Source organism: Streptomyces sp. YIM 98790, from assembly GCF_011421595.1.
Taxonomy (GTDB): domain Bacteria; phylum Actinomycetota; class Actinomycetes; order Streptomycetales; family Streptomycetaceae; genus Streptomyces.
In genome coordinates, this window is sequence record NZ_WTLH01000038.1 from 1 (window position 1) to 15,183 (window position 15,183).

General features: G+C 72.5%; 11 protein-coding genes and 3 pseudogenes. All 14 read right to left on the reverse strand.

The genetic code is table 11. The features are described from left to right. Window positions 1-402: pseudogene (locus tag GQS09_RS09430) on the reverse strand (hypothetical protein); the annotation flags it as partial. A 411-nt stretch (window positions 403-813) separates the two neighbouring features. Further along, window positions 814-1,638: a TIGR03936 family radical SAM-associated protein gene (locus tag GQS09_RS09435; protein ID WP_165985552.1), complete on the reverse strand. Its 825-nt coding sequence runs from the start codon at window positions 1,636-1,638 to the stop codon at window positions 814-816. A 114-nt stretch (window positions 1,639-1,752) separates the two neighbouring features. Further along, the gene (locus tag GQS09_RS09440) at window positions 1,753-2,292 is read right to left on the reverse strand and encodes a GNAT family N-acetyltransferase (protein WP_165985553.1); all 540 of its coding nucleotides are present in this window, start codon (window positions 2,290-2,292) and stop codon (window positions 1,753-1,755) included. 98 nt (window positions 2,293-2,390) lie between these two features. Continuing rightward, window positions 2,391-4,316, reverse strand: a complete 1,926-nt coding sequence (locus GQS09_RS09445; RefSeq protein ID WP_165985554.1) for a TIGR03960 family B12-binding radical SAM protein — start codon at window positions 4,314-4,316, stop codon at window positions 2,391-2,393. A gap of 155 nt (window positions 4,317-4,471) precedes the next feature. Next, complete coding sequence (locus GQS09_RS09450) at window positions 4,472-5,446, reverse strand: CHAD domain-containing protein (RefSeq protein ID WP_165985555.1); 975 nt, start codon at window positions 5,444-5,446, stop codon at window positions 4,472-4,474. Between the two features lie 150 nt (window positions 5,447-5,596). Further along, window positions 5,597-6,076, reverse strand: a pseudogene (locus GQS09_RS09455) (FtsW/RodA/SpoVE family cell cycle protein); the annotation flags it as partial. Between the two features lie 13 nt (window positions 6,077-6,089). Beyond that, a pseudogene (locus GQS09_RS09460) lies at window positions 6,090-6,938 on the reverse strand (FtsW/RodA/SpoVE family cell cycle protein); the annotation flags it as partial. Then, entirely contained in the window at window positions 6,935-9,448 is a 2,514-nt protein-coding gene (gene mrdA, locus GQS09_RS09465) for a penicillin-binding protein 2 (RefSeq protein ID WP_165985556.1), read from the reverse strand. The pseudogene GQS09_RS09460 and the gene mrdA, both read right to left, overlap by 4 nt. After that, window positions 9,445-10,122: a rod shape-determining protein MreD gene (mreD, locus tag GQS09_RS29275; protein WP_165985557.1), complete on the reverse strand. Its 678-nt coding sequence runs from the start codon at window positions 10,120-10,122 to the stop codon at window positions 9,445-9,447. The genes mrdA and mreD overlap by 4 nt, the downstream gene beginning before the upstream one ends. A gap of 2 nt (window positions 10,123-10,124) precedes the next feature. Continuing rightward, window positions 10,125-11,126, reverse strand: a complete 1,002-nt coding sequence (mreC, locus tag GQS09_RS09475; protein WP_165985558.1) for a rod shape-determining protein MreC — start codon at window positions 11,124-11,126, stop codon at window positions 10,125-10,127. Window positions 11,127-11,196: 70 nt separating this feature from the next. Beyond that, window positions 11,197-12,216, reverse strand: coding sequence for a rod shape-determining protein (locus GQS09_RS09480; protein ID WP_165985576.1), 1,020 nt, complete (start codon window positions 12,214-12,216; stop codon window positions 11,197-11,199). Between the two features lie 407 nt (window positions 12,217-12,623). Next, entirely contained in the window at window positions 12,624-13,037 is a 414-nt protein-coding gene (ndk, locus tag GQS09_RS09485) for a nucleoside-diphosphate kinase (protein ID WP_165985559.1), read from the reverse strand. Window positions 13,038-13,131: 94 nt separating this feature from the next. Continuing rightward, a complete protein-coding gene (locus tag GQS09_RS09490) occupies window positions 13,132-13,491 on the reverse strand; it encodes a DUF4233 domain-containing protein (RefSeq protein ID WP_165985560.1) in 360 nt (119 codons plus the stop codon). A gap of 6 nt (window positions 13,492-13,497) precedes the next feature. Beyond that, window positions 13,498-15,015: a folylpolyglutamate synthase/dihydrofolate synthase family protein gene (locus tag GQS09_RS09495; RefSeq protein WP_165985577.1), complete on the reverse strand. Its 1,518-nt coding sequence runs from the start codon at window positions 15,013-15,015 to the stop codon at window positions 13,498-13,500. Window positions 15,016-15,183: the final 168 nt, after the last annotated feature.

Below are 15,183 nucleotides of genomic sequence, written 5' to 3' on the forward strand. Positions count from 1 at the left end.
CGTGTCCCCGGGTGCGGGCGACGGCTGCTCCGCCGCCGCGGGGCCGCCCTCGGTCTCCTCGTCAACGGGCTCGCCGGCCGAGGCCGCGGGGTCCGCGACCGGCTCGGCCGTCTCTTCCTCGTCACCGGCGGCCGGCGTCACAGCGGCCGGCCCGGGTTCCCCGGCGGCCGGCGGCGCGGCCTCCGGGAGGGACCCGGCGGGGCCGGCGGCCGCCTCGTCCTCGGGCTTCAGGTCCTCGGCCGGTTCCGTGTCCGCCGCGGCCGGGGCCGGGGGGCCGGCCGGGCGGGTGGCGACCCGGCGCCGCCGGGGCGGCAGCGTGTCGCTCGGGGTGTTGTTCGTCGTGGTCGTGTTGTCGATGCGTTCAGCGCCGTCCGCTTCCGCGGACTCGTTGGGCTCGTGCATGCGGGCATTTCTCCCGTCGCGCTCCCGGGCACCTGTTCGGCGCCGCTCGGGAGCTGTCTGTGTCGCTCGTCACTCGCCGGTTCCGGCCTCCCTCATCCGGCTGCGGCGAAAGTCTGCTGTTGGGTGCGCCGGCCTCGTCAGCCGGACCCGAGTGGCTCCCTGGTGCGGGCGGTTCGGCGGCGCGCGACGGCGCCGCCGGGGCCATCGCCCGGACCGGACGCACTTCTCGGTCCGCGCCGCCCGGCACCGCCCCGGTGGGGCGTGCCGCGGGGCGTCCCTGATCAGGATTCTCCCGGACCGGGGGCTCCGGCGCTCGCTCGCCCGCCCCATGCGGGCGGGCGACAACGCGCCGGCGCCGCCCAGCCCCGGAGCGTCCCTTCGGACCCCCGTACTGCTGGCGTCGCGGACCCGTCACGGCTGGCCGGACAGGCCCTGGCCGGCGACCTCCGGCACCGCCGCGGTCCGCTGCCCGGCGGCCGTGGGTGGAGCGGCCGGGTCGGCGTCGCGGTCAGGTACGAACGGATCGGTCACCGTGCCGGTCTCCTCATCGAACGGCCCCTGCGCCAGCCTGGTCACCGCAGCGGGGACCGGCGGCGCCAGGTCGGCTGTGGAGCGAAGGCCGGACAGGACGTCGTCGGGTCGTACGGCAGGTGTGGTATGCCGCACTACCAGGCGCAGTATCGCACAAGCGCGGTCGGTCGGCCCATCGGACCCTCCCGGAACCTCGCCTCCTCCCGCCGGGGCACCGGCCACGGAGAGCGACATCACGGCCGCCCGGGCGTCGAAGCTGCGCATGCCCTTCTTGGTCTGGCGCCGGACCTCCACGGTGCCGGCGGCCAGGAAGGCCCGCACCGCCGCCTCCGCCTCGGCCGGCCGGACGCCGTCCAGCCGGAGCTCCCAGCAGGAGGCCGTCAGCCGCTCGGCGAAGTCGGAGGTCCGCGCCTGTACCGCGTCGGTCACGTCCAGGCCGGGCGGCAGCGAGTCGTCCAGCAGCCGCCGCACCGTCTCCGGGTCACGGGGCTCGGTCAGCGCGATCTCCAGGTACTCGGCCTCGCTGGCGGTACCGGTCGGGGCGGCGTTGGCGTAGCTGACCTTCGGATGCGGGGTGAAACCGGCCGAGTACGCCATGGGTACCCCGGCCCGGCGCAGTGCCCGTTCGAAGGCGCGCTGGAAGTCCCGGTGGCTGGTGAACCGCAGCCGGCCGCGCTTGGTGTACCGCAGCCGGATGCGCTGCACGGCCGGTGCGGGCGGCGGCCCTGCGGGTTGTCGCTTGCCCAGTGTCGTTCAGTCCTTCGTCGCACAGTGCGGGCCGGATGCCGGCGCCGCCGTGTTCGGTTTCCTGCCTCCAGGCTACGCGGCGGCGGTGTCGATCCAGTACCGGAGTTTCCTGCCGCGCTGGTCCTCGAACTCGCCGCCGCAGTTCTCGATGACCCGGCGGGAGGCGTCGTTGTCGTAGTCGCAGGTGACCAGGACGGCCCCGATGCCCATCCGGTGGGCGACCGGGAGTGCGGCGCGCAGCATGGCGGTGCCGTGGCCCCGGCGGCGGGCCGTGGGGCGCACGTCGTAGCCGATGTGGCCGGCGAACTCCAGCATCAGCCGGTTGAGCCGGTGCCGGACGGCCAGCCGGCCCAGCCACTCGGTGTCCTCGGTCCACCACAGGGTGGTGCACGGCACATGGCCGCGCGGCCGGGGGGTGTCCTCCCGCACGTCCGCGCGGACCGCGGCCACGTAGGAGGCGAAGACTCCGGGGTCGTGCCAGCGTCCGCCCCAGGCGGCCAGGTCCCGGCCGATCATGGAGCCGTCGCCGGTGCGTCCCTCGGCCTCGAACTCCTTCATGGCCGCCAGGAACGAGGCGTGCACCCCGGTACCCGGCTCGCTCAGCTCAGGCATGACGTCGTCCGTCCTCTCCCCCGCACAACCGCGCGCAACACCACGGAACGTACCGGGCACGCCGTGCCGCCGTCCTGCGGACGGCCGCTGCGCAGCGGCTACGTGATCACGGTGAGCGGCAGAAGTTTCTTCCCCGTGGGCCCCACCTGGATCTCGGTTCCCATACCCGGGCAGACGCCGCAGTCGAAGCAGGGGGTCCAGCGGCAGTCGTCGACCTCCTGCTCGTCCAGGGCGTCCTGCCAGTCCTCCCAGAGCCAGTCCTTGTCCAGGCCGGAGTCCAGGTGGTCCCAGGGCAGGACCTCCTCGTGGCCGCGCTCGCGGGTGGTGTACCAGTCCACGTCGACGCCGTACTGCGGCAGCACCTTGGCGGCGGACTCCATCCACAGGTCGTAGGAGAAGTACTCGCGCCAGCCGTCGAACCGGCCGCCGGCCTCCCAGACCGCGCGGATCACCTCGCCGATCCGGCGGTCGCCGCGGGAGAGCAGGCCCTCCACGATGCCGGGCTTGCCGTCGTGGTAGCGGAAGCCGATGTTGCGGCCGTACTGCTTGTCGGCGCGGATGCGGTCGCGCAGCTTCTCCAGCCGGCGGTCGGTCTCCTCGGCGGAGAGCTGCGGCGCCCACTGGAAGGGGGTGTGCGGCTTGGGCACGAAGCCGCCGATGGAGACCGTGCAGCGGATGTCGTTGCCGCCGGTGACCTGCCGCCCCTTGGCGATGACCTTGGCCGCCATGTCGGCGATCTGGAGCACGTCCTCGTCGGTCTCGGTGGGCAGGCCGCACATGAAGTACAGCTTCACCTGGCGCCAGCCGTTGCCGTAGGCGGTGGCCACGGTGCGGATCAGGTCCTCCTCGCTGACCATCTTGTTGATCACCTTGCGGATGCGCTCGGTGGCGCCCTCGGGGGCGAAGGTCAGGCCGGAGCGGCGGCCGTTGCGGGTCAGTTCGTTGGCCAGGTCGATGTTGAAGGCGTCCACCCGGGTGGAGGGCAGGGAGAGGCCGATCTTGTCGTTCTCGTAGCGGTCGGCCAGGCCCTTGGCGATGTCGCCGATCTCGCTGTGGTCGGCGGAGGAGAGGGAGAGCAGGCCCACCTCCTCGAATCCGGTGGCCTCCAGGCCGCGCTCCACCATCTCGCCGATGCCGGTGATGGTCCGCTCCCGCACCGGGCGGGTGATCATGCCGGCCTGGCAGAAGCGGCAGCCGCGGGTGCAGCCGCGGAAGATCTCCACGGACATCCGCTCGTGCACGGTCTCGGCCAGCGGGACCAGCGGCTGCTTGGGGTAGGGCCACTCGTCCAGGTCCATCACGGTGTGCTTGGCCACCCGCCAGGGCACGCCCGAGCGGTTGGGCACGACGCGGGCGATCCGGCCGTCGGAGTGGTACTCCACGTCGTAGAACTTCGGCACGTAGACGCCGCCGGTGCGGGCCAGCCGGAACAGCAGTTCGTCCCGGCCGCCGGGACGGCCCTCGTCCTTCCAGGCCCGGACGGCCTCGGTGACGGCCAGCACGGCCTGCTCGCCGTCGCCGAGCACCGCGCAGTCCAGGAAGTCCGCGACCGGCTCGGGGTTGAACGCGGCGTGGCCGCCGGCCACCACCACCGGGTGCTCCTCGGTGCGGTCCGCGGCACGCAGCGGGATGCCGGACAGGTCCAGGGCGGTGAGCAGGTTGGTGTAGCCGAGCTCGGTGGCGAAGGAGACGCCGAGCAGGTCGAACGCGCCGACCGGGCGGTGGGAGTCCACCGTGAACTGCGGGACGCCCTGCTCCCGCATCAGCTTCTCCAGGTCCGGCCAGACGCTGTAGGTGCGCTCGGCGAGCACGCCCTCGCGTTCGTTGAGGATCTCGTACAGGATCTGCACGCCCTGGTTGGGCAGCCCGACCTCGTAGGCGTCCGGGTACATCAGCGCCCAGCGGACGTCGCAGTCGTCCCACGGCTTGACCGTGGAGTTCAGCTCGCCGCCGACGTACTGGATCGGCTTCTGGACGTGCGGGAGGAGGGCCTCCAGGCGCGGGAAGACCGATTCGACAGGCATGGGTGATGTCTCCGGGACTGGGAAGCGGTGATCCGGTCCGCTCCGGCCGGTGCGGGCCGGGTGCCGACCGTGTGGTGACGGTGACCATCCAGCCTAACCGCTCTGCCCGGCACGGTCGCTTCCGCCGCCCGGCCGGCGCCCGCTCCGCGGGCGGGTCACCCGGCGCCGGGCGTGCCGTCCCGCGGCCCGTGCCCGGGGTACAGGGCGGCCAGGCGGCGTTCGTACTCGTCGGCCAGCGCGGTTTCCCGGCCGTGCAGCAGTCCGTAGGTGAAGGACGGTTCACCGGCCGCCTCGGCCCGGCCGGCCAGCTCCACCAGGGCCTCGCGGGCCACCGTGCTGTCCTGGTGCTCGCCGAGCAGGTCCTGGAGCGCGGTCCACCGGGTGATCTCCGCGCGGGCGGCGGCCTTGCCCAGCGCCGGACGCGCCGCCTCGGCGGAGTAGCGGGCGCGCTTGGCGGCCTTGCGGGCGGCGTGCAGCGCGTGGTCGCGCAGCGGGCCGGGCGGCGCGGCGCGCGCCGTCTCCATCCGTCCGGCGAACCGGCGGGCGTCGGTGCGCAGCACCTTGGCGCAGACCTTGCCGTCCGGGCGGTCGGCGGCGGGCAGCAGCGGCGGGGCGGTGAGCAGGGCGTCCAGCCCGGCGAGCAGCTCGCGGAAGCGGTCGGAGTCCAGGGCGGCGAGCACCCGGGTCCGGGTGGCGGGCTGCCCGCCGCGGGGCGAGCCGTAGCCGCGCAGGCGGTCCCGGGCGGGCCCGCGGATCAGTGCGGGCGGCAGTTCGGCCAGCCGCTCGCGGAACCGTTCGGCGAGCACCTCGCGGTCGCGGTCGCCGCTGAGTTCCCCGGCGAGCCAGATCAGCTCCCCCTCCAGGGCGGCGGTCACCGTGCGGTCCAGGACCCGGCGGTAGGAGCGGAAGCAGCTGCGCAGCCTGCGGCAGGCCACCCGCATGCGGTGCACCGAGTCCGGTGCGTCGCGCCGGACCTCGGGCTCCAGCCTGTGCAGCGCCCGCACCTGGCGCCCGGCGTAGGCCAGGACGGTCGCGCCGGCCGTGCCCGGCCGGGGCGCGGCCGGGGCTCCCGGCCCGGCGGCCGGGTCCGTGCCCGGGTCGGTGGTGCGGTCCGTGGTCGCGGAAGTCATTGCTCAGTCACCTGCGTCGCTGCCGGCCGTTCCGGTTTCCGAGCGTAGTGCCGGAACCCGCCCATGCGCGACGCTCCCGGACGAAACAGGCCGAAACCGGTCGTCAGCCCGGCGCATGCTGTCCAGTCCGCCGCCGTCGCCGGGGCGGTGCTACGCGGACAGGGTGCGTTTCATGCGGATCGACTGCAGCAGGCCGATGGCTATCCAGGAGGCCATCATGGCCGTGCCGCCGTAGGAGACGAACGGCAGCGGGATGCCGGCCACCGGCATGATGCCCAGCGCCATGCCGATGTTCTCGAACGACTGGAAGGCGAGCCAGGCCACGATCCCGGCCGCGATGATGGTGCTGTACAGGTCGGTGGCGCTGCGGGCTATGCGCAGCGCCCGCCACAGCAGGACGGCGATCAGCAGGATGATCCCGCCGCCCCCCACGAAGCCCAGCTCCTCCCCCGCCACGGTGAAGATGAAGTCGGTCTGCTGCTCGGGCACGAACTGCCCGGTGGTCTGCGAGCCCTCGAACAGCCCGGTGCCGGTCAGGCCACCGGAGCCGATGGCTATCCGGGCCTGGTTGGTGTTGTAGCCCGCGCCGGCCGGGTCGAGCTCGGGGTTGGCGAAGGCGGCGAAGCGGTTNCTCGGGCACGAACTGCCCGGTGGTCTGCGAGCCCTCGAACAGCCCGGTGCCGGTCAGGCCACCGGAGCCGATGGCTATCCGGGCCTGGTTGGTGTTGTAGCCCGCGCCGGCCGGGTCGAGCTCGGGGTTGGCGAAGGCGGCGAAGCGGTTGATCTGGTATTCGTCCAGCACGCCCAGCGTCCACACCAGCACCGCGCCGGCCGCGCCGGCCGCCATCAGGCCGAAGGTCCAGACGATGGCCGCGCCGGAGGCCAGCAGCACCCCCAGCACGATCATGCCGATCACCATGGCCATGCCCATGTCGTCGACCACCACGATGGCCAGCGGCACGGCGGCCAGGCCCAGGGCCTGGAGGACGAGCCGGCCGCCGGGGTACACGCGGTCACCGGCGTCGACCTGGGCGGCCAGCATCACGGCCATGGCCAGGATGACCGCGACCTTGGCGAACTCGCCGGGCTGGACGGTGTAGTCGCCTATCGCCAGCCAGGCCCGCTGGCCGTTGATCTCGGTGCCCAGCGGGGTGAAGACCAGCAGCAGCAGGACGACGGAGAAGCCGTAGAAGACCGGGACGGCGCTGCGCAGCCGGTGGTGGCCCAGCCACATCACGCCGGCGGCCAGCGCCACGCCCACGACGGCGTTGAGCACCTGGCGTATCAGGAAGTAGTGCGGGTCGCCGTCGTTGATGTCGGTGCGGGTCCAGGTGGCGGACCACACCAGCAGGCAGCCCAGCACGGTGAGCGCGCCGGCGGAGAGCAGCAGCAGCCAGTCGACGCGCCGGAACAGGGAGTCCCGGGCCAGCAGCCGGCGGATGCCGGAGCGCCGGGGGCCGGGCAGCCCGGAGGAGTAGGTGTGGATGCTCACGCGTGCGTCACCCGTCCCCGCCGGTGTCCTCGCGGCGGCGGTCGGCCTCGAAGCCGCCGGCCGCCAGGACCTCTCCGCCGCCGTCGCCCTGGGCGCCGGCCGTGTCCGCGGCGAGTCCGGCCGTGCCGTCCCCGGAGCCGTCGCCCGCCTCGTCGGCGTCGTCGGCCTCGTCGGCCTCGTCGGCCTCGTCGNGCCTCGAAGCCGCCGGCCGCCAGGACCTCTCCGCCGCCGTCGCCCTGGGCGCCGGCCGTGTCCGCGGCGAGTCCGGCCGTGCCGTCCCCGGAGCCGTCGCCCGCCTCGTCGGCGTCGTCGGCCTCGTCGGCCTCGTCGGCCTCGTCGACGGGCACGATGGCGGCGCCCTCGTAGTCCTTCTCGTGCTCCTTCTTGTACGAGGCGAAGTGCTTCTCCCACGCCTTGTCGAACTCGGCCAGCAGGGTGCCGTTGTCGTCGGTCTGCGGCAGCTCCGACGGCGGTTCGGGCAGCAGCGCCTTGTCCGGGTGGATCCGGCCCTGCTCGTCCACGCCGTAGATGGCCTCGTAGATGTTGCGCACCGCCGGGCCGGAGGCACCGGAGCCGGTGCCGGCCTGGTCGATGGTCATCACCACGGTGTAGTCCTCGGAGAAGGTGGTCAGCCAGGAGCGGGACTGCTTGCCCTCGGTGGTCGCGGTGCCCGTCTTCGCGGAGAGCGGGATCTCGTCCTGCGGCCAGTTGATGAACCGCCAGGAGGCGGTGCCGACCTCTATCACATCGCGCAGCGCGCCCTGCAGATCGTTGACGGTGCCCTTCTCGATCGGGAGCTTGCCGTTCTCCACCGGCTCGATCTCGTCGATGACGTTGCCGTTCACATCGACCACGGCCTTGCCGACGACGGGCCGGTAGAGGGTGCCGCCGTTGTTGATGGCCGAGTAGACGGAGGCCATCTGGATCGGTGTCACCAGCAGGTCGCCCTGACCGATGGAGAAGTTGACCGCGTCACCGGCCCGCAGCCGCCAGCCGTCCTCGCAGCTCTCCCGGGCGTAGCGGTGCGCGAAGTCGTCCTTGTCCTCCTCGGCCATCTCGCACCAGGTGTCCTTGTTGGTCTCCCAGTACTCCCGCTTCCACTCCCGGTCGGGCACCCGGCCCGCGGCCTCCGAGGGCAGGTCGATGCCGGTCCTGCTGCCCAGCCCGAACCCGTGGGCGGTGTTGAACAGCCAGTCGTTGGGCTTCTCGTCGGGGTTGATGCCGCCGTCCTTCTGCCATTCGGCGTGCGCCAGCCGGTAGAAGACGGTGTTGCAGGACACCTCCAGCGCCTTGCCCAGGGAGATCGGCCCGTAGCCGCGCGATTCGAAGTTCTTGAAGGTGGTGTTGCCGATGCTGTACGAGGAGGAGCACTCGTAGGAGCCGTCGAAGTCGTAGCCGGCCCGTACCGCGCCCGAGGAGGTGACCACCTTGAAGGTGGAGCCGGCCGGGGACTGGCCCTGGATGGCCCGGTTGAGCAGCGGGTCGTTGGACTCCTCGCCGGTCAGCCGTTCGTACTCCTTGGCGGAGATGCCGCCCACCCAGACATTGGGGTCGTAGTCCGGGTAGGAGGCCATGGCCACGATCCGGCCGGTGTGGGACTCCATCACGATGGCGGCGCCGGAGTCCGCCTCGTAGTTCCGGCCGCTGATGTCGTCGCGCTGTTCGCGGGCCTTCTTCATGGCCTGCAGCAACTCGTGTTCGACCACGGCCTGGATGCGGGCGTCGATGCTGGTCACCAGGTTGGCGCCGGCCTCGGGCTCGACGCCCTCGGCCTCGCCGATGACCCGGCCGAACTTGTCGACCTCCAGCCGGTCGATGCCGGCGCCGCCGCGCAGGAACTCGTCATAGGTGCGCTCCAGGCCGGAGCGGCCGATCTGGTCGTAGCGCTGGAGCGGGGAGTCGGTCTTCTGGGATTCGGCGACCTCCTCGTCGGTGACCGGGGAGAGATAGCCGAGCACCTGGGCGGTGTTGGCGCCGTAAGGGGCCGGGTAGCGGCGCACCGCGGTGGGCTGGGCGACGATGCCCGGGTAGCGTTCGGGCCGCTCCCAGATCTGCAGCGCCTGCTGCACGGTGGCCTCGTCGGTGATCGGGATGGGCTGGTAGGGCGAGCCGTTCCAGCAGGGCTGGGGGGTCTCGGAGTCGCACAGCCGGACCCGGTTGCGCACCTCCTCCGGCTCCATCTCCAGCAGTTCGGCGAGGTCGCCCAGCACCTGCTCCCCGTCGTCGGGCATGCGCAGCAGGTCGGTGCGGTCGGCGGAGACCACCAGCCGGGTCTCGTTGTCGGCCAGCGGCACCCCGCGGGCGTCCAGGATGGCTCCGCGCACGGCGGGCTGGACGACGTTCTGCACGTGGTTGCCGGCCGCCTCGGCGGCGAACTCGTCGCCCTGCCGGATCTGCAGGTACCACAGCCGCCCGGCCAGGGTGAGCAGCAGGGAGAAGACGAGTATCTGGATGACGACCAGCCGGATGGTGACCCGGGAGGTGCGTCCGGTCTCCGGGATGTTGCTCACAGCCTCTTGACCCCCTTCAGACGGCCGCGGGAGCGGCCCAGCAGCGGTGACCGCTGGCCGCCGATGGCGGCGGCCCGGCCGGCCCGGCTGAGTCTCATGCCGGTGGGCCGCAGCCAGGACGGGCCGAGCGACTCGCCGGCCGGGGAGCCCGAGCCGTCACCGGACAGCGGGTCGGGTTCCAGGCGGCGGGCCAGGCTCATCAGCAGCGGTACCACGAACGGCGCCAGCAGCAGGTCGTAGACGGTGGCCGTGGTGACCATGGTGACCAGCGCGTCCTGGCTGACCTCGGTGTCGCCGACCAGGGTGCCGACCCCGGCGTAGAGCAGGGTGGAGCTGGCCGCACCGATCGCCACCACCAGCATGGGGGCGGTGGCCGAGCGGTGCTGGCCGTTCTCCGGTTTGGTCAGGCCGGCCGCGTAGCCGACCACGCACAGCACCAGGGCGTAGCGGCCCACGGCGTGGTCGGCGGGCGGGGCCAGGTCGGCGACCAGGCCGGCGAAGAAGCCCGTGACCGCCCCGCCGGTGTGGCCGTAGACCAGGGCCAGGGCCAGCACCGTGAGCAGCAGCAGGTCCGGCACGGCCCCGGGCAGGTGGAGCCGCGCCAGTATGCTCACCTGCACGGTGAGCGCGACGATCACCAGCAGGGTCGCGAGCAGGGTGCGTTGCACGCGCATGGTCAGTCAGCTCCCGGTCCCTCGGCGTCGTTCCCGGTGTCCTCGGCCCCGGGCTCCTCCGCCCCGGAGTCCTCGGCCCCGGTCTCCTCGGCCCCGGCGGGCTCGCGGGTGCCGCCGGTCTGGGTCTCGGGCCGGGGCTTCTCCGGCTCCTCCGGCAGCACCGCGTCGCGCGGGTCGCTGCGCGGCGGCTCGACGACCACGCCCACCAGGTCGAGCTGGGTGAAGGCGACGAACGGCCGCACCCGCACGGTGCGGGTCAGGTCGCCGGAGGTGGCCTCCACGCTGGTCACCTCGCCCACCGGCACACCGGGCACGAAGGGCTTGTTGCCGGCCGAGCCGAAGGTGACCAGCCGGTCGCCCTTCTCCACCTCGGCCCGGTGGTTGAGCAGCTGGACGTCGAGGGCGCTGTCGCCGCGGCCGGTGGCGAAGCCGAGTTCGTTGCTGCCCTCCATCCGGGTGCCCACGGTGAACTTGGGGTCGCTGGCCAGCAGCACGGTGGCGGTGCCCGGCCCGACCGTGGTGACCCGGCCGACCAGGCCGTCGCCGTTGATGACGGTCATGTCGCGGCCGATGCCGTCCCGGGTGCCGGCGTCGATGGTGATGGTCCAGGAGAAGCCCTGGGCCGGGCCGATGGCGATGACCTGTGCGCCGACGATGGTGTACTGCCCGGCCCCGGCGGTGCGCAGCAGGTCGTCCAGCTGCTCCACCCGGGAGTCGCGGTGGTCCTGGCTGCCGAGCTGCTGGCGCAGTTCGGCGTTCTCCTGCTCCAGTTCGCTGATCCGGTCCCGGCGGCGCCCGGAGTCGCGGACCGCGCCGATGGCGTTGGCGACCGGGTCGACGACGGTCGCGGCGCCCGACTCCACCGGGCCGAAGACGGCGGCGGCAACCTCTCGCGGCCCGTTGAGGGGGGAGTCGTCGCCTTCGCGGATGTCCACGGTGATCAGCGCGAATGCAATGGACACCAGCAGGATGAGCAGCAGCCGGCTCTCTCTCGAGTCCCTCACGTGCGGCAGCCGTGCCTTCCTTGTTTCGTTGCGATTCCCGGCCGTGGCGGCCGGACGGGCCGGCCGCGCGTCAGCGGCGCGGCGTGGCGTCCAGCACCTGCTGGAGGGCCTCGAACTCCTCGACACACTTGCCGGAGCCGAGGGCGACCGAGTCGAGCGGGTTCTCCGCGATGTGGATCGGCATGCCGGTCTCCTGGCGCAGCCGTTCGTCCAGGCCGCGCAGCAGGGCGCCGCCGCCGGTGAGCACGATGCCGCGGTCCATGATGTCGCCGGAGAGCTCGGGCGGGCACTTGTCGAGGGTGGTCTTGACCGCGTCCACGATGGCGTTGACCGGCTCCTCCATGGCCCGGCGGACCTCCTCGGTGGAGATCACCACGGTCTTGGGCAGCCCGCTGACCAGGTCCCGGCCGCGGATCTCCATGTGCTCCTCCTCTTCCATGGCGAAGGCGGAGCCGATGGAGATCTTGATGTCCTCGGCGGTGCGCTCGCCGAGCAGCAGACTGTACTCCTTCTTGATGTGCTGGATGATCGCGTTGTCCAGCTCGTCGCCGGCGACCCGGATGGACTGGGCGGTGACGATGCCGCCGAGGGAGATCACCGCGACCTCGGTGGTGCCGCCGCCGATGTCGACCACCATGTTGCCGGTGGCCTCGTGCACCGGCAGGCCGGAACCGATGGCGGCGGCCATGGGCTCCTCGATGATGTGCACCTGGCGGGCGCCGGCCTGGGTGGAGGCCTCGATGACGGCACGGCGTTCCACACCGGTAATGCCGGAGGGCACACAGATGACCACCCGCGGGCGGGCCAGATAGCGGCGGCGGTGGATTTTCAGGATGAAGTAGCGGAGCATCCGCTCGGTGATCTCGAAATCCGCGATGACGCCGTCCTTCAGCGGGCGCACGGCCACGATGTTGCCGGGAGTACGGCCGATCATCTTCTTGGCCTCGGCGCCGACCGCGAGAATGCCGCCGGTGTTGGTGTTGATGGCCACCACGGACGGTTCGTTGAGGACGATCCCGCGGCCTCTGACATACACCAGCGTATTGGCCGTCCCGAGGTCGACTGCCATGTCTCGGCCAATGAACGACATATTGTTCGCCATGGGATGGGGTTGGCCTTCCAGCTGGAGCGGTGTGTGCGTGGAGGTCGGCAGGGGCGCGCTGGCGCCATACCCGCGGGTCGCGGTGGGTGGTGCCATCGTATCCACGGCCGGTTGAACACGGGGCGCGGGTGCGCCTCATTCGCCATTGTCAGCCGAACCCGGCTCACCCTCCATGATGGTGACGCCGTGTTCGGGCGAAGAGTTCCCCCGACCGGCGGTGCCGACGGGCTTCGCGGCACCGGCGAACACATTCCTGCGTCCGGGCGTGTCGCGTGCCGGGGGCGGGGAAACGCCGGACCGCGGGAGCACAGCCGGTGCATTGCGGGTGCCTTGCCGCTCTTCTGCCCCGAGCTGACCGGGACATGCCGAACGTTCCTGAACGTTACCGGATGTCGTCAGGCATGAGATGGAAAGAAAATTTTCACTTCCCGCTCGGCGGACTCGGGGGAGTCCGACGCGTGGACGAGGTTCTCCCGCACGACGGTGCCGAAGTCGCCGCGGATGGAGCCGGGGGCGGCGGCGACCGGGTCGGTGGGGCCGGCCAGCGCGCGCATGCCCTCGATCACCCGCTCGCCCTCGACGATCATCACCACGGCCGGGCCCGAGGTCATGAACTCCAGCAGCGGCCCGTAGAAGGGCTTGCCGGCGTGCTCCGCGTAATGGGTCTCCAGGGTGGTCCGGTCCAGGGTGCGCAGTTCCAGCGCGCTGATCGTCCAGCCGGCCTTGGCCTCGATGCGGCGGACGATCTCGCCGATCAGGCCGCGGCGGACCGCGTCCGGCTTGAGGAGAACGAGAGTGCGCTGACTCATGCGACGGCTCCTGGAGACGTAAGGTGCGGGTGCTGAGTGTGTCGCACCATACCGCCCCGGGCGGGGGCCGCGCCGTCCGGCCCGGGGATTGTGATCATCCGGCGTCCTGGCCGGGGATGGCCACCCCCGCCGCGCGGGCCGCCTTCAGCTCGTCCACCCGGCGGCCGAAGTGCACCGAGGCCCACCACAGGGCGGCGAAGCAGGCGCCGAGCACGAACATCAGGGGCACCACCAGGCCGCTCAGCACCAGCCCGGCCTGGAGCGCCCAGCCCAGGCCGATGCCGCCGCGGACCCGCCCGACCAGGCCGCAGAGCAGGATGGCCAGCACCATGGCGGCGCCGCTGACCGTCCACAGGGTGCCGGCCGGCACCTCCGTCATGCGGGAGGCGACGAGGGCGGCCAGACCGATGACGACCGCCTCCATGGCGAGTGTTGTCGCGCAGAGCTGGCGCATGACGGGTTACCGGTTTCCCTTCCCGAGCAGCAGGCGGGCCTCGCCCACGGTGATGACCGAGCCGGTGACCAGGACGCCGGCGCCCGCGTACTCGTCCTCTTCCTCGGCCAGGGCGATGGCCGCGTCCAGGGCGTCGTCCAGCCGCGGCTCGACCTGCACCCGGTCCTCGCCGAAGACCTCGACGGCGAGCGCGGCGAGCGCGTCCACGTCCATGGCCCGGTGGCTGGAGTTCCTGGTGACGACGGCTTCGGCGAGCACCGGCTCCAGCGCCTCCAGGAAGCCCCTGACGTCCTTGTCGCCGCTGGGGCCGATCACGCCGACCAGCCGGCTGAAGGAGAACGCCTCCTGGACCGCGTCGGCCGTGGCCGCCGCCCCCGCCGGGTTGTGCGCGGCGTCCAGGATCACCGCCGGGCTCGTCCGGACCACCTCCAGCCGCCCGGGCGAGGTGACCGAGGCGAACGCCTGCCGGACCACCTCCTGGTCCAGCGTCCGCCCGTGCACCGCGCCGACGCCGAAGAACGCCTCCACGGCGGCCAGCGCCACGGCGGCGTTGTGCGCCATGTGCTCCCCGTGCAGCGGCAGGAAGATCTCCGGGTACTCCCCGCCCAGGCCGCGCAGGGTGAGCAGCTGCCCGCCGACCGCGATCTCCCGGGACAGCACGCCGAACTCCAGGCCCTCGCGGGCCACGGTGGCGTCCCTCTCGCCCGCCCGGCGCAGCATCACCGCCGCCGCGTCCACCGGCTGCTGGGCCAGGATCACCGTCGCGCCCTGCTTGATGATCCCCGACTTCTCCTTGGCGATCTCCGCCGGAGTGCTCCCCAGCCGGTCCGTGTGGTCCAGCGAGATCGGCGTCACCACCGCCACCTGGGCATCGATCACATTGGTGGCGTCCCACTCGCCGCCCATCCCGACCTCGACCACCGCCACGTCCACGGGGGCGTCGGCGAAGGCGGCATAGGCCATGCCGGTGAGCACCTCGAAGAACGACAGCCGGTGCTCCTGCCGGGAGTCCACCAGCTCGATGTAGGGCTTGAGGTCCTCGTAGGTCCCGATGAAGCGCTCCGCCGGGATGGGCCGGCGGTCCAGGCTGATCCGCTCCGTCACCGACTGCACATGCGGGCTGCTGTACCGGCCGGGCCGCAGCTCGAAGGTGGCCAGCAGCGCCTCGATCATCCGCGCCGTGGTCGTCTTCCCGTTGGTCCCGGTGATGTGGATCGAGGGATACGTCCGCTGCGGGTCGCCCAGCAGCTCCATCAGCGCCCTGATCCGCACCAGGGAGGGATCGAGCCTGGTCTCCGGCCAGCGCTTGGCCAGCTCGGTCTCCACCTCGCGCAGCGCCCGGTCCGTCTCCGGGTCCTCCGGGCGGCCCGGTACGTCGTCCTCGGCGGTCGGCGCCCCGGAGATGGTGCGCAGGGTCCGGCTGCCCGCCTCGATCACCGCCAGGTCGGGATCGCGCTGGGTCTCCTCCCCCACGATCTCCGCGAACACATCGTGCTCGCCCTCCGGCGTGTCGTCACCGAACACGTCACCGGGCTCATCGGGCTCATGGGGATGGGACCTGTCGCTCACACCGCCAGTCTACGAACCCGGCGCCCGGGGCAGCTCGCGGCAGGGGTTGCCGGGGGCGGGGTCCACGCGCCAGAACCGTTCGGCGGCCTTGATGATCAGCCTCGGGCTCATCGGGCCGCCTCC

Excerpts from the sequence above, each read along its gene's own strand:
- GQS09_RS09450 (WP_165985555.1), bottom strand. The coding sequence starts at position 5,446 with ATGACTTCCGCGACCACGGACCGCACCACCGACCCGGGCACGGACCCG.
- GQS09_RS09490 (WP_165985560.1), bottom strand. The coding sequence starts at position 13,491 with ATGCGCCAGCTCTGCGCGACAACACTCGCCATGGAGGCGGTCGTCATC.
- GQS09_RS09445 (WP_165985554.1), bottom strand. The coding sequence starts at position 4,316 with ATGCCTGTCGAATCGGTCTTCCCGCGCCTGGAGGCCCTCCTCCCGCAC.
- GQS09_RS09480 (WP_165985576.1), bottom strand. The coding sequence starts at position 12,216 with ATGTCGTTCATTGGCCGAGACATGGCAGTCGACCTCGGGACGGCCAAT.
- mreD (WP_165985557.1), bottom strand. The coding sequence starts at position 10,122 with ATGCGCGTGCAACGCACCCTGCTCGCGACCCTGCTGGTGATCGTCGCG.
- ndk (WP_165985559.1), bottom strand. The coding sequence starts at position 13,037 with ATGAGTCAGCGCACTCTCGTTCTCCTCAAGCCGGACGCGGTCCGCCGC.
- GQS09_RS09440 (WP_165985553.1), bottom strand. The coding sequence starts at position 2,292 with ATGCCTGAGCTGAGCGAGCCGGGTACCGGGGTGCACGCCTCGTTCCTG.